Genomic DNA, 15,621 nt, shown 5'->3' with positions numbered 1-15,621 from the left:
TTACGTGCAACGAACCAAAAATATCTTGTCAAAACGTAATCATTACGATAAGATAATACTCATTGTTCAGATGATAATGATTACGATTAACGACCACATGAATAAGAATGAGAGAGGGGCATGACCTTGTTTACGAAAAAGAAGCCTTTGCTGGCGCTAATCTCCTTGGCCCTGAGTGCGGCAGTATTACTTACCGCTTGCGGAGCATCCACATCTAGCCCGGCGGCGCAAGGCGATACCAATACCCAAGGGAATAAGAACGTTCACTTTCTATATAACTTCTCCACCAGTTCGCTTGATCCGCATGTGGATTCAAGTTATGTGCCGCTGCGTGCGGGCATTACGGAAACGCTGCTACGTCTGGATGAGGACAATCTGACCGTTGCACCGTGGCTTGCGGAGAGCTGGGAGAGTAAAGATGGTCAGCATTGGACGATTACGTTGCGCGACAATGTGACGTTCCAGAACGGCAAACCGATGACAGGGGAAGCGGTAAAAGCATCTCTGGAGCGGGCGTTGAAGGAGAACGTAGCCATCCAAAATACATTGAAGGTGGATACGATCAAAGCCGAGGGGAACAAACTGGAGATCACAACGACCCAGCCGTTCCCGGAGTTTGCTTCGGAGCTGGTGAACCCGAACACGGCGATTATTGATGTCAGTGAGCCGGATATTGTGAACAAGCCTGTCGGAACAGGCCCGTTCAAGCTGACTTCCTTCACGGCAGGCAGCAAGCTGGAGCTGAGCCGATATGACGGATATTGGGACGGGGCTTCGCCGCTGGATTCGGTGACATTTTCGTTTAATGAAGATGCTAACGCCCGTTCACTTGCACTGAAGTCCGGTCAAGTAGACGTTGTCTACCGCCCGGAAGTGGAAAGTCTGGAATCCCTCAAAGCCATCGACGGGTTGAAAGTTGAGTCCACATCTACGTTCCGCGTGCACCAGTTAACGATGAATATGCAGCGGGAGAGCATCAAGGATGTGAATGTCCGCCGAGCACTGGATGCGCTAATCGACCGTAAAGGCATTGTCGATACAATCCTGCTTGGATACGGCGAACCTGCCATTGGCCCGTTCCTGCCATCGCTGCCTTTTGCGCCTAAATACACACATGCAACAACGGAGACCGGTTCAGATGTGGCCGTAAAATATCTTGGCGAAGCTGGCTACACCCAGCAAAACGGCGTAATGACCAAAGACGGCAAACCACTCAAGCTGACATTACTCACCTATTCGTCACGCGCTGATCTGCCGCTCATTGCACAAGTATTCCAGTCGGATGCGAAAAAGATCGGAATTGATGTACAGATTCGTCAGATTGATGCACCGGAAGAATACATGGCTTCCAACCGGGACTGGGACATCGCTACATACAGTAATCTGACCGCTCCACGCGGGGATGCGGGTTATTATCTGAATGCGACATACCATCCGAAGGGCGCGCTGAACTTTAGCGGATCGGAAGACCCGGCACTGACCAAGATCATCGACGAACTGAACCTTACCGTAGAACCGCAGAAACGCGCGGAGCTGGCAGAGAAAGCAGCGAATTACGTACATGATAACGTGCTGAACTCCTTTGTACTGCATCCTGCAACGATTGTGGCCTACAACGGCAAAAAGGTGAAAAACTGGGTCACCACGCGCAGTGAATATTACATGATCACAAACAAGCTGGACGTGATGTAATGTTTCGTATTTTGCTTCGCAAGTTTCTGGAGGTATTTGTATTCCTGCTCTTCATTATGTTTGTAAGCTTCCTGTTCATCCGGCTTGCTCCCGGCGATCCGGTGCTGACTATCCTGAATGTTGAGGAATTATCGGTGAGCAAGGAGCAAGTTGAAGCACTGCGCGAGGAAATGGGCTTCAATGACTCGCTTCCCGTGCAGTTTGGCCGATGGCTACTGGATTTTGTACGGATGGACTTTGGTGTGTCCTATTCAACAGGCCAGCCGGTGATGCAGACACTGATGCGCGCACTTCCGGCAACAGCCGAGCTGACAATCGGGTCACTGCTGGTCATGGTCATCGTGGCCATTCCGCTCGGCTCTTTGTCAGCACTCTATCGGGGTAGCTGGATTGACCAAGGTAGCCGCATTCTGTCGATTCTGGGCGCAGCGGTTCCGAGTTTCTGGCTGGGACTCATCCTGATTGACCTGTTCGGCGTGCGATTCGGCAGTTTGCCGACGATGGGACGGGACGGATTTACTTCACTTATTCTGCCATCACTGACGCTGGGACTTGCTATCTCCAGCGTTTATGTACGTCTTTTACGTTCTAGCCTACTGGACTCTCTGAGCCAGGAGTTTGTGCGATCTGCCCGGGCCAGAGGGCTTTCGGAGGGGCGTATTTTCTTCCTACATGCTTTCAGGCACAGTCTGCCTCCGGTGATCACCGTATTTGGAGTTAGTCTGGGCAGTCTGATTGGCGGTGTTGTGGTAATTGAAGTGTTATTTGCTTATCCGGGGATCGGTAAGCTGGTGGTTGATGCCATTCGCCAGCGCGATTATCCATTGATTCAGGGATACATCCTGATCATGGCGGTTGTCGTGTTCCTGGTGAATACGGCGGTAGATCTGTCTTACCGTTATTTAAATCCAGAGATGAAATTGAAGGAAAGGGAGGCCCACCGATGAAAACGATGCCCCTGCGCATGCAGTCAACCAAAACAAAAAAGCACAACTGGCAGGCCATCATCGGCATGCTGTTTGCACTGCTCGCTATCGCGGCCTCCCTGTATGCCTTTCTATATCTGAAACATGATCATACCCTCACCGACCTGCGCAGCAGGTTGCAAGGGATCAGTGCGCTTCATCCGCTTGGCACCGACCACTTGGGCCGTGATGTACTGACACGTCTGCTTCTCGGCGGCGGTCAGACGCTCGGTTACAGCCTGCTTGCACTCGGTGCGGCGTTGCTAATCGGCATTCCGTTTGGCCTGATCGCAGGGTACAAACGCGGCTGGATCGACAAGCTGTTCATGCGTATTGCAGATGCGTTTCTGGCTTTTCCGGACACCATCGTGGCGATTGTACTGAGCGGTCTGCTTGGTGCAGGCATCGGCAATCTGGTGCTGGCGATTGTTATCGTGAAATGGGTGAGTTACGCGCGTCTGGTTCGAAGCACTGTCCTATCCGAGTCGCAAAAGGATTACATCCGTGTAGCCCGAACGAACGGTCTGTCCGATGCACGAATCATGACCAAACATCTGCTACCGCATATTGCAGGTCATGTGCTGGTACTGGCGAGTCTGGATCTCGGCAAAATCATCCTGCTGATCTCATCCTTATCCTACATTGGACTAGGCGCACAGCCACCAACACCTGAATGGGGAGCGATGCTGAATGACTCCCGTCCTTATTTCCAGTCCAGACCTGAACTAATGGTCTTTCCAGGACTCGCTATTGTATTGGTTGTACTACTGGCGAATATGCTGGGCGACTACCTGAGAGACCGGTTCGATGTGAAAAAGGAGGTGCAGTCATGATTCTCTCTACCCAGGAGCTGAGCATCTTCAGCCAAGAGCGAACGATTGTGGATCAGGTGTCCCTTGCCGTCCGCGAAGGGGAATTCATGGCGCTCGTGGGACAGAGCGGCAGTGGCAAGAGCCTGCTCTCGCAGGCGATCGGACAGCTGCTGCCGACCAACCTGCGCGCATCTGGACGTGTCCTGTTCGAAGGCAATAACCTTCTCGAACGGAAACCGAAGGAGATGCGCGCATTGCGTGGACGCGATATCTCGTATATTTTTCAGGACTATCAGGGAGCATTTACCCCTTTTCGCAGCATTGGCGGACACTTTGATGAATATCAGAAGGTGCACGGTGAGAAGTCTGCTACGATCCGTAAAAAGCGTGCCGCAGAAGCGCTGGAATCCGTTGGACTCAGTCCCGAGTTGCTTCGCCGCTATCCGTTTCAGCTGAGCGGGGGTCAGTTGCAGCGCGCATCCATTGCTACATCGCTCATGCTCTCCCCACGTCTGCTCATTGCCGATGAAGCAACGACAGCGCTGGATAGCATGTCCGCGCATCGAGTAATGGAACTACTCGCGCACAAGCAAGCCGAGACGGGCTGTGCAATCCTGTTCATTACGCATGATTGGCGGCATGTGCGCCGATATGCGAACCGCTTGTCTGTCATGAAAGAAGGGAAGATTGTGGAATCAGGCGGCAAACACCGGATTCTGGATCATCCCCAGCATGAATATACACGCCAATTAATTGAAGCAGCGCCTGTATTGAGTAATGAATTGAAGTCTGGTTTGAAGGAGGTGGGAGCGGAGTGAGAAGCCAAGCCAGCCAAGTCGTGTTACACGTGGAACAACTCACCCGCACCTATGCTGGTGCGGAACATCCCGCCATAAACAATATCTCGTTCACCCTTAATCGCGGCGAATGCCTGGGTCTTGTCGGAGAGAGCGGCTGTGGCAAAAGCACACTGGCCCGCTGTCTGCTGCGCATTGAGGACGCAGATCATGGCTCGATCCAGCTTGGCGGGCAGGATATTGCCCGGCTGGATGGACGCCGTTTGCGCCCGCACCGTCGCAAGATTCAGATTGTTTTCCAGAATCCTTCGGCTGCACTAAATCCGAAGCTCACCATCGGAGCATCCTTGATCGATCCCTATGAGCAACTAGGTCGGGATGCGAAGCTCACACACTTCACCTATACATCGAAAGAAGCTTACATCCAACAGCTGCTAGAGGCGGTAGAACTGCCGAGTGAACTGGCAAATCGCTACCCCCATGAGCTGAGTGGTGGTCAGCGGCAGCGCGTGACGATTGCGCGAGCCATCGGCATTGAGCCGGATGTGGTTGTGCTGGATGAACCCACTGCCAGTCTGGATGTCATTTCACAAGGAGCTGTCCTTCAACTGCTCACTGATTTAAGGACATCACTGGGCTTGTCCTACGTGTTCATCTCACATGATTTGGCAGCGGTGCACCGGATGAGCCAGCGAATTATCGTGATGCAATCCGGACAGATCGTAGACCAATTTGGCGCGGATGCGTTGTTCGCCGAAGAACGCCATCCGTATACGAAGGAACTGATCTCGATATTCTAAGGACTCCGCGCGTATGAGCGTGTGGACTAACTTCTTTCTATAATAAGAGCCGTTATGCGAAGGTTATGATGCATGCGGCTCTTTGTGCACTCTTTTTCACAGCGAATCATATGTTTTAAAAACAGGCCTTTTACCAGGCGAATGAAAAATTCCTTCTTTGCTTTGAACAAATAAATCTTTCAGGCCTATAACCGGGCTAACGAACCGCGGCAAACTAGCGTATACTGAGGGAATAGCAAATATCTTGAAATTGCATATTTAAATTGCTCAATATTATTGATACACTAGTTCAAGGTTATATTCATTCAGACAAGGCGTGAACCCTCGAAGAGTGGGCTTGCAGCCAATGCCAAATCGATAACGCTTACATCCTTTTGGCAAATATAGGATATAAGGACGGTAGACATGAGCCAGGGACAAACGAGTACAGATGTAATCTTGATCGGTGCCGGAATTATGAGTGCAACTTTGGGAACTTTGCTTAAAGAATTGGCACCAGACTGGAATATTAAGGTTTTTGAGAAGCTTGCCACGGCAGGAGAAGAAAGCTCGAATGAGTGGAATAATGCCGGAACCGGGCATGCTGCGCTGTGCGAACTTAACTATACTGTTGAACGACCAGACAAAACCGTAGATATTAGCAAAGCCATTAAGGTGAACGAGCAATTCCAGGTTTCCAAGCAATTTTGGTCCTATCTGGTGAACAGTCGTCTGATTCGGAATCCGAGGGACTTCATTATGCCGATTCCTCACCTCAGTTACGTGCATGGCGAGAGTAATGTGCAGTTTCTGAAAAGACGGTACGACACCTTGTCAAACCATCCGCTGTTCGCAGGCATGGATTTCTCGGACAACCGGGAAGAGCTGGCGAAGTGGATGCCGCTAATGATGAAAGACCGCACAAGTAGCGAGCCGGTAGCGGCGACCAAGATTGACTCCGGTACGGACGTTAACTTTGGTGCTTTAACGCGTATGCTACTGAAACATCTACAGGAACAAAAGGTGGAAGTCCACTATAAACATAGCGTGAAGAGCATTAAACGCAAAAGTGATAAGTCATGGGAATTGACCGTGAAAAATCTGACGAGTGGAGCTGTTGAACGTCATCGGGCGAAATTTGTCTTCATCGGCGCGGGCGGCGGAAGTCTGCACCTGCTCCAGAAGTCCGGTATTCCGGAAGGTAAACATATCGGTGGCTTCCCGGTAAGCGGGATCTTCATGGTCTGCAAAAATCCGGAAGTCGTGGAACAGCATCATGCCAAAGTATATGGCAAAGCTTCCGTAGGTGCTCCACCGATGTCCGTACCGCATCTGGATACACGTTACATCGACAACCAGAAGTCACTGCTGTTTGGGCCATTCGCTGGTTTCTCACCGAAGTTCTTGAAGACCGGATCGAATGCAGACCTCATTGCTTCGGTGAAGTTGCATAACCTCTTAACAATGCTTGCGGCAGGTGTGAAGGAACTCTCACTCACCAAATACCTTATTCAACAACTCATGTTAACGAAGGAACAGCGCATGAAGGAACTGCGTGATTTCGTGCCGAGTGCGAAGAGTGAGGACTGGGATATGGTGCTGGCAGGTCAGCGTGTGCAGGTGATCAAGGACACCGTTCAGGGCGGTAAAGGCACACTGCAATTTGGAACCGAAGTTGTAACTGCGGCAGATGGCTCCATTGCGGCATTACTAGGCGCATCGCCGGGTGCTTCGACGGCGGTTCAAGTCATGCTGGAGATTCTGGAACGTTGTTTCCCGCAGAATATCAAGGCATGGGAACCAAAGATCAAAGAGATGATCCCGTCTTACGGCATCTCGCTTGCAGAGAATCTCGATCTATTACGCGAGGTGAATCTGTCTACGGCGAAATCGCTGGGATTGTCGGATGAGAAGCAAGCATTGCACGTGTAATGAATAAAGTGCTTCATGAAGCCAGGAAATGAATCAAAAAAGCTGAGCCCGGATCAAGTCCAGGCTCAGCTTTTTGTGGTTTAGTTTTGGCGAAAATGAACTTATAACGAATCCATATCGGTCTGGTCAGGGATAAAAAAGGAAACCTTCGTCCCTTGCCCAGGGGAGCTGACGATCTTTAACCCTTGTCCATAGAGCTGATTCAAGCGCCGATGGGTATTGGTCAACCCGATGCCTCCAGGCTTTAGCGGATTCGGTTTAGGCCATGCGAGCGCTCGTTCAATCTGTTCCGGCTGCATGCCTGAGCCGTTATCCTCGATCTCGATCAGCGTGCCGGCGGTTTGGGTAACGATGCGAATCCATACCGTCCCGCCGTCCACTTGACTGAGGACACCATGGCGAACGGCATTTTCAATCAGCGGCTGGATGGTGAGCGGAGGAAGAATCACATCGATATCTTCTGGAATGTCCCAGACTACGTTTAATCGTTCCGCGAATCGTTCCTTCTCAATGTAGAGATAGGCCTTCGAAAGGTCAATCTCGTGGGTGATCTCCACCATTTTCTCCGAATTCACAAAGTGGAAGCTGGTCTGCAAATATTCGATAAAAGCATCTCCCAATCGCTGCATTCGATCTGTATCGATCTCACTGAGCATCATAATGGAATTGAGTGTGTTAAACAGGAAGTGAGGCTGGATCTGTGCCTGCAAATAAGCAGCTTCCATCCGCAATCTCTCATCAATCGATTGTTTCAACACAATCAATGAACCAATGCGATGTCTCAACTCTACAGCGTCAACAGGCTTGGTCACATAATCAGTAGCACCCGCCATGAATCCGGCATAAATATCGGCAGGTTCGTTTCGGGCCGTTAACAACAGAATAGGAAGCTCCGATACGGAATAACGTTTACGCACGCTCTCTGTCAGTTCATAACCGGACATATGAGGCATCATCACATCGGCAATTAATAAATCCCATGACTGCGTATTTAGTAATTCCAGGGCTTCTAACGCTGAAGTGGCAGGTTGTATATCATAGGGTTCATTCGACAGCATCGAGATGAGTACACGTAAGTTGACCGGATCATCATCGACAGCGAGAATGCGAGCAGTAGTTTTCCCAGGTATGACGGGGTTCACAGGATGTTGCTCTTCATCTAGGCTCACAGCGACCTCACTCAGATGCTGGACACCCCATCGCGAATGCTCCGTCTGATCGGTCTGTTCGGTTAAGGCAGGTGTATCTCCTCGTGGCAACGAAACTTGAAAAGTAGATCCTTGTCCCAGCACGGACTGCACGGTAAGTTCACCACCATGAAGTTCTGTGAGCTGTTTGCTGATACTTAACCCGAGCCCAATCCCACCACTCAAACGTGCTTGAGCAGTACCTTGCTCGTAAGCTTCAAATATTCGTTCTTGTAACTCCTCGCTAATTCCCGTGCCCGTATCCGAAACTTGCATAATGACGCTATCTTTATCTGCCCTGACCGATACGGTAATGGTACCCTCATCCGTGAATTTGAGCGCGTTATGCAGCAGATTGTACAAGATCTGAACAAGTCGTCTCTCATCCGCCTGAACCAGTGGTAATCCATCGGGAGTATCTACGATGATCTGGACTCGCTTGCCTTCCGCCATAAAACGGAACATGCCAATGACGCCGGATATGACGGAGGCGAGGGATAACGGTTTTTTCTGCAATATGATGCGTTTTTCTCGCAGACGAATGACATCCAGGAGGTCATCAATCAATTGCGACATCTGTCTTCCGATGTTCACTAACAGCTTCATGTCTTCCGTATGTTGTCCCCCGGATTGACGCTGTTCGCGTTGTTCACGTACGGCAATACTTTCGGCAATGTTAATAATCCCGTGCAATGGAGTCCGCAGTTCATGCGCTGTGTTCACCAGAAATTGATCTTTTTGCTGGTCCTCCACTTTGAGTTGTTCATACAGTTTCTCAATTTCAGTGGCATTGCGGAAATATTTCCTGAACCAGTAGGCCGCAAAGCCAATTATGGCTGCAATGACATCGATCGGATAATACACATTGGTGATTTCATTGTGTGAGTTCACAATTCCCCACAGCACACTGGACATACTGCTCATTGCTGCAAAGAGCAAAAAGCTCGCGTCGCTTTGTTTGGCTGCAGCCATTTTGAAGAACAGGAACACAGACCAACCAATGGCGAACAAATACAGGAAATCAGGGATTTGAGTATGAAGTGCTCGGTACACAAGCGTTACGGGAGCAATGAGCAAAAATAATAGATATCCTCCTACAACGCCGGCATATGCAAGAAAGAGCTTTCGCCCATGATTCGGATTCGCAAAGCTTCTGGCCAGCATAAGAAGGAAAAGCGCAAATGAAGCATATGAAATCGCCTTGGCTTTAACCATCCATGTGAAGTTCAGTGGAAGCCAGTTTAATAATAGGCCGTCATGGTCAGATACAACCGTTAAGGCTGTGGCCAGTATTAACAACGAGAACGTGAGCAGCGCCCGTTGCTTCCGGATAAACAGAAACATGACAAAAGCATACAGGCTGTGGAGGAGCAGTATGGCAAACGTAATTTTCTGCAAGTCAATGGATAGACCCCGTTCACTTCCGATGGCTTCAGGAGAACCCAAGTATAGAGAACGCGTAATGCCTCCACTGAATGGGTCGTCAAAATTGGCTGTCTGCACAAGTAGAGTAAGTTCACTTGTCTTGTCGAGTGCATACGAACTTACAAATGCAGTCCTTTCTGGTTGATAGCTCTGGGCATCGCTAGCAGGTCGCCCAAATTGGGCAACAACGGTTCCGTTGATCTCGATGATGGATGAGGTTTGAATTTTCTGAGCCCAGAGGGATATTTCCTTCACCGAAGGGTCGAGCAGTATACGAAGCTGGTACGTTCCATATCCGAATGACGAAGCAGAAGGTGGTTGTAACGCTTTGCGCCAATCACTCGGCACTTGGACCCAGGTGGAAGGCTTGTCCGACCCCATATCTGAATTCGTATGTTTATCTTCTCCGCCAGAAATCAATGCATGGGGTGTGAACCCCCATTCTCCATCCAGAGAGATCGGGGAAGTGTCAGCAAAATCCCAACCGCGAAGATCCAACACGCCTCGAACGGGTTCTGGATGATCCGGTATAACAAAAGAGGCGGACCATATCCAGCGAAAGCTAAGTAAAATGGTTAAAAAGACAAGGGACAACACGACATATCTAGGTATTTTTATATTCGTTATTGGTTTCATGGCAGATTTTAATTTCGACAAGTTTCGTCTAACTCCTGCACCGTCATGTTCAATGAGCGTCCTTTTTTTATTTCGAATTTTAGACGTATTACCAAATTGATAGCGTTCGCAATCCAAAGTTTATGGTAAAATTATAGATTAATGGACCATCAAGTGAGTCGGAGGGCTGTGCATATGAGAGTGATTTTGGTAGATGATGAAAATCTCGCTCTGAGCAGGTTAAATAAATTGTTAGTCGAGAGAGAGGATTGCGAGGTCATCGGTACTTTTTTGAAGGCAGAAGAAGCGATAGAGCAAATTAAGCAACAAATGCCTGACCTCGTTTTCATGGATATTGAGATGCCGGGGATGAATGGAATCGAAGCAACTGAACGAATTCATGAGGTTTCTCCCAGAACAGAAGTTATTTTCACAACAGCTTATAACGAACATGCACTGACGGCTTATGGGCTTGAAGTGCTGGATTATATTATGAAACCCGTCACACGGAATCGTTTGGATAAAACGATGAAGATGTACCAGCGCAGAGCTGTACCAGCACAAGTGGAAGTGATCGAAGACACAGCAGAGCGAGGAATGTTAATTCACTGCTTGGGCATGCTTCAGGTGCAGTTGCATCCGAATGAAGCGCCCAAACACCTGAAGTTTAGAACGACCAAAATCAGAGAACTATTCGCGTATTTGCTCCATCATCGCAATAAACCGATCAAACGTGACACCCTGCTTGAGCTGTTATGGCCGGAGCTCGATGAGAGGAGAGGTATAACAAACCTGCACAGTGGCATACATCGGTTACGTGGAATGCTGAACGAATTCATAGGTGAGGGCCGGATTTCGGTACGCTATCAACAATTCGGTTATATATTGGAAACTGGCGAACTCCGGATTGATGCGGAAGAGTGGGAGAGCCGTCTTAACCGATTGCCTTCATTATCGCTATCTACACTAGCTGAATATCGATATGTTTCGGATCAATATGAAGGCAAGTATTTCGGTGAGGATGATTACGCATGGGCGGAGCTGGAACGTCAGCGATTGCATGCGCTCTGGCAGAATCATGCGCTGAAGCTGGCGCAATACTACATTGAATCGGGACACCCCAATGAAGCCCTGATGTTGTACCACCAGATGCAGCAATTTGACCCGATGATGGAGGAGGTCAGCCTTTCTTTGATGAAGCTGTATGATCGGTTAGGGAATAAAGACCCTGTGTTTGCTCAATATCATCAGTTGGCAGCAGCACTACAACAAGAGGCAGGAGTTAACCCTGGACCTGAAGTGGAGTCATGGTATCAGGAATGGAAAACCAGGAATATGTGAGCATTTGCTTACCTGGGATATGTGGCGTATGAAAAATATAAATAGGGTATACCTTCTGACAGCCTCATGAATGAGGCTGTTTTCTATGCCAAGAGCATGGGCTATTCATCCTATCCCATTCCTTCCCGTTGTATCGATGGGTATTACAAGTACCCCTGTTTCGCTTCTTCATTAAAGAATTGGGTCACCTCGGGATACTTGTTCAGATCGATCTTTTGCTGGCGTATCATCTTCTGTAGAAAGATGGTATCTGTGAACATTTTGCTGATAATGAAACGGCACTCCTTGGGGGTATCTTGAAAAGCGTTTATGAATACTCGAATGTCGTTAAAATCAAAGAACAGGATATATGAAGCGTAATTTTGAAGCAGAACAGTAAGACAGTACTCTCGGTATGATCTAGAATTATCGGAAGTACCTTCGGCAACAACGCGAATTGTTTCCGTATTGGCATTGGCGGTGTTGTCGGTATTCGTATTAGCACCAGCATTTGTTTCAAACGCCACATCCCTCATGACATCAGTGAGCAAATCTCTAATGATCTGGCAAAATGCCACAGGATCATCCTTGTATAGCTTGAGCATTCCATCGACGTCGTTAATGAGTTGAATGACGGGCTCCAATCCTTTTACAGAAGGGAGGAGTAACTTGGGAGAACGGCCCTCAACGGCATGTAATAGCTCCAGCGTTAACGTTTTGCAGGCTTGAATCTCCTCTGCTGAGATCACAATTTGTTCCACGTAATTATCTCGATGTGTGGTGTAGAAATCATAATAAGTAGCAAAGTAATCCTCGAGTGGAATGCTCGTTCTTGTATGGATTAAATGCTGTGTATGAAATGAGCAGGCGTGTAAAGTTTCTTCATTGACCGGATGAGCGTAGAGGTAGAAAAAGAAGAAAAAGTCGCGCAGCTTCTCTTTCTGCTCATCGTCTAAACAAGTTATTTCATGCAGATGGGACAGTTGGAGAAAGCTATATTTTTTCATCAGATCATTCATCTCGCTGTAAGTGTTGTGTGAATTGATGGACAGGGTGCTATTGATCGTGAACAGCAGGTAGTACAGAATCATCTCATCATATACATTCAGTTGTTCAAAGGTTTGAGCTAATAAGGGCTTCCAGTCCGGCTTCGATCCATAGTAGGGGTCTTTCGGGCATAATTCGGCCATCCAGCCTGAGAAGCTTTCATCCGGGTGATCAGTGAAAAATAAAGCCGTACTTTCATCCTCATATTGACCAAATGCCATTATCATATCCCCTTGTGTGGGTTCCGGGGGGAGGTGGAATTGAAGACGAATATAATCATTATATAAAGTGTGGAGTCTCATTTTCGGATAACCTCGTTTCATAAATACGTTTGGATTCCTGTACTTCTGCCTCGCTCTTCATTGTACTCTCTGGTTTCTATTCTTTGCATCCTATTCGACACCTGTTCGAGCACTCCCTCTGTATAAATTCATGTCGTAATACTTTCGCCCTGCTCATGGATGCCAAAATCTGAGATGATGAGTTCACCAAAGGTTCGGGGGACGAACTTCGGAACTTCGAACTCTTAGCCTTCAGGCTATGGCGGTCCTTCCTTCTACATCATTGGAGATTACTAGGGTCGCCGCTCTCCTGAAGATTTCAAATCAGAGAGGAGGCGTCCAGGCTATCATATTCCTTCCTTCTCAAGCTAACCACCAAATGTTAATTAGGGATATGGCTTTCCTGGACTCTTTGATCATGAACAATAAAGATGTAAATTACAGCAATATAAAAATGAACAGTATCTATGTGCGCAGAGCCGGCAAATTGATGATCGAGCCTGACCAACAGAGGGGGCATCGACTGCCCAAAAATCTTCTGGCGACTGTACTCAAAAATATAGAGTCACTTGGGTTTACCTTCTCCAATGAGCTGATGCAGGCACTACGGACGCTGTCCGAAGAACAATTTGCAGCATTGATTGGGGAGCTTGTCCAAGACCTGAAAGTGATGGTCGGTGCCCATGTGAAGTACAAACCGATGTATGCGGGATTTCCGGAGCAGGTGATGGAAGCAGACGAAGCGGAGCTTTATTTAAATGCCGTGCTTCATTACGTGACACATCTTACGCTCGACGATTGTGAGCCTTCGGCTATGACTGCTGGTGCGCGGTCTCCTTCCCTGGAGCAAACGAAGCTGAGAATCATTGATCTGGGGAGCAAGCAAGCGTTCCAGAAGCTAATCCGTCAGTTAATCGAAGCGAAGGGCTCCATCTCGGATACCGACAAGAAAGATATCAAACACGCGCTGAAACATGCCGATCCGAGTGATGTTGAGACCATGCTGCCTGAGGAGATTCCGTTTAAGGAGAATGTAGGATTTGTCGTTGCGGTGTTATTGAAATATGAACTGGCAAGCATGGAACGTATCGGGTCTTATTTTAAAACGGCAAGCGATGTGCTCCGACTGGCAGTTTCTTGGTCGGAAGGGGATGTCAGTCTGGCAACCGCCACGCCTTTTCGTAAATTCAAACGCCGTGAGCGCCGCCTGCTCCTCAGCTTGCTGGAGCAATGCGGCTCCATCACGGAGGATATGCTGCGCTACAAGGATTGCTGGATTCGGCTGGGGGAGATTTTGCACCCATCCGAATACAAGCTACGGTATCCGCGGAGCCAGGAAGCCTTTGATATCCTGCGAAATAACAAGCCGTTCTCAACATTTAACGGCAGCGTGGAGCTCGCGTTCCAGTATCGGAATATCTGGAGCTTGATCGACCTGTTGTCTCAGCGCCCGGGTGAATTTGCACGGAAGCTAGATCATATGCTGCGCATTACAGACAATGAAGAATATGTGCTGCTTGCTTTTGGAGAGGTGGCCGCTCGAGTGTCCACGCCGGTGTTATTGCAGGTGAGACAGCATTTCGCACAGCGGAATGAGGCGTCAAAAATGCGGGTGTTTTTTCCGAAAGGCAATGTGGCCAAGGCGGTTGGCATCCCAAATGAGCTGCCAGAGCTGAATGTAGCGGTCTGTCAGGAAGTGGTGCAATTATGCGAGCAGGCTCTAATCGCACGATTCGCTGAATTCCCTTCGCTCGGGAAGACGTATGTCGATGAGCGGCTGCAGCATTATCTGGTGCCTTTTTCACAGCGTTCCGCGAGCAAAGCCTTACGAACGATTGTGAGAGGAAGCCGTATTCCGATGGGGGAGGGCGATACGATTCGTTTCTTCAGCTGGTGGAAAGAAGGCGAGGTCGATGGTACGCCTACAGGGCGTGTGGATATTGACCTGTCTGCGATCATGTATGACAAGGACTGGAACTATGTTGAACATATCTCATATACGAATCTGAAGTCTGTGAAATATAAGGCTGTCCATAGCGGGGATATTGTGACTGCACCTTATGGGGCGAGTGAGTTTATTGATCTGCATATCCCTTCGATTGTGAATTATGGCGGAAGGTATGTGGTGACCACACTTCACTCCTTCACCAGCCATCCGTACTGCAACTTGCCGGAATGTTTTGCAGGCTGGATGATGCGCAAGAAACCCGGCTCGGGCGAAATCTATGAACCATCCACGGTGGAGAACAAGATCGATATTACGGCTGATACGCAGATTGCCATTCCCGTCATTCTGGATCTGGTCGACCGTACGATCATCTGGACGGATCTAGCGCTGACAAGGTACCCGGACTATTACAACAATGTGGAAGGCAATCGGGGAGGCATCGTGCTGATGGGTAAAGCAATGACCTCATTACGCAAACCTCAGTTGTATGACTTGTTCATGCTGCATGCCACAGCGAGAGGTGAATTGGTGGATACAAAGGAGCAGGCCGATACGATCTATGCGGTCGATGAAGGTGTGACACCGTATGATATCGAGCAGATTATGGCGGAGTATCTGGCCTGATCCGTACAAGGACGGCATGATTTGGAGTGGATTGGGTAATGTGAGGTACTGTGTTGTGTTGGAAGTCCATGAGTATGTATGTGCGAGCACAATTAGCACAACTGGTGAAGAAGGAGCAGTCATTAGGCTGCTCTTTTTTAGGCTGGTTCAGAAGCTATGCAGGAACATATCAATGGGAGAGTCATGTTAACATGACT

10 protein-coding genes are annotated in these 15,621 nt (G+C 48.8%); 8 read left to right on the top strand and 2 right to left on the bottom strand.

What is annotated here, in order from left to right:
• The first annotated feature begins 120 nt into the window (after positions 1 to 120).
• From nikA to M3629_RS16285, 6 genes are all read left to right on the top strand, one after another.
• Positions 121 to 1,692 (top strand): nickel ABC transporter substrate-binding protein, encoded by a 1,572-nt coding sequence (gene nikA, locus M3629_RS16310; protein ID WP_251508344.1) that lies wholly within the window; start codon positions 121 to 123, stop codon positions 1,690 to 1,692.
• Positions 1,692 to 2,639 carry a nickel ABC transporter permease gene (nikB, locus tag M3629_RS16305; RefSeq protein WP_251508342.1) on the top strand — a complete coding sequence of 316 codons (948 nt, stop codon included), beginning with the start codon at positions 1,692 to 1,694 and terminating at the stop codon, positions 2,637 to 2,639. The genes nikA and nikB overlap by 1 nt, the downstream gene beginning before the upstream one ends.
• The gene (gene nikC, locus M3629_RS16300) at positions 2,636 to 3,490 is read left to right on the top strand and encodes a nickel transporter permease (protein WP_251508340.1); all 855 of its coding nucleotides are present in this window, start codon (positions 2,636 to 2,638) and stop codon (positions 3,488 to 3,490) included. The genes nikB and nikC overlap by 4 nt, the downstream gene beginning before the upstream one ends.
• Positions 3,487 to 4,287, top strand: coding sequence for an ABC transporter ATP-binding protein (locus M3629_RS16295; RefSeq protein ID WP_251508338.1), 801 nt, complete (start codon positions 3,487 to 3,489; stop codon positions 4,285 to 4,287). The genes nikC and M3629_RS16295 overlap by 4 nt, the downstream gene beginning before the upstream one ends.
• Positions 4,284 to 5,066 (top strand): ABC transporter ATP-binding protein, encoded by a 783-nt coding sequence (locus M3629_RS16290; RefSeq protein ID WP_251508336.1) that lies wholly within the window; start codon positions 4,284 to 4,286, stop codon positions 5,064 to 5,066. Before M3629_RS16295 ends, M3629_RS16290 begins: the two co-directional genes overlap by 4 nt.
• A 405-nt stretch (positions 5,067 to 5,471) precedes the next feature.
• On the top strand, positions 5,472 to 6,977 hold the full coding sequence (locus M3629_RS16285) for a malate:quinone oxidoreductase (RefSeq protein ID WP_090923461.1): 1,506 nt from the start codon (positions 5,472 to 5,474) through the stop codon (positions 6,975 to 6,977).
• Between the two features lie 101 nt (positions 6,978 to 7,078).
• Here the strand turns inward: M3629_RS16285 and M3629_RS16280 are convergent, their stop codons facing one another.
• Positions 7,079 to 10,246: a hybrid sensor histidine kinase/response regulator gene (locus tag M3629_RS16280; RefSeq protein ID WP_251508334.1), complete on the bottom strand. Its 3,168-nt coding sequence runs from the start codon at positions 10,244 to 10,246 to the stop codon at positions 7,079 to 7,081.
• Positions 10,247 to 10,399: 153 nt separating this feature from the next.
• On the opposite strand from M3629_RS16280, the gene M3629_RS16275 reads away from it, so the two are divergent.
• Complete coding sequence (locus M3629_RS16275) at positions 10,400 to 11,545, top strand: response regulator (protein WP_251508332.1); 1,146 nt, start codon at positions 10,400 to 10,402, stop codon at positions 11,543 to 11,545.
• A gap of 143 nt (positions 11,546 to 11,688) precedes the next feature.
• Here M3629_RS16275 and M3629_RS16270 read toward each other — a convergent pair whose 3' ends face one another.
• Positions 11,689 to 12,792, bottom strand: coding sequence for a hypothetical protein (locus tag M3629_RS16270; RefSeq protein ID WP_251508329.1), 1,104 nt, complete (start codon positions 12,790 to 12,792; stop codon positions 11,689 to 11,691).
• A gap of 478 nt (positions 12,793 to 13,270) precedes the next feature.
• Between M3629_RS16270 and M3629_RS16265 the strand changes: the two genes are divergently transcribed.
• Entirely contained in the window at positions 13,271 to 15,424 is a 2,154-nt protein-coding gene (locus tag M3629_RS16265; protein ID WP_251508328.1) for a TerD family protein, read from the top strand.
• Positions 15,425 to 15,621 lie beyond the last annotated feature (197 nt).

Origin of the sequence: Paenibacillus polysaccharolyticus, from assembly GCF_023714295.1 — a bacterium.
GTDB lineage: Bacteria > Bacillota > Bacilli > Paenibacillales > Paenibacillaceae > Paenibacillus > Paenibacillus polysaccharolyticus_A.
Note: the sequence above shows the minus strand (reverse complement) of the source record. Positions and strands in the feature narration are given on the sequence as shown.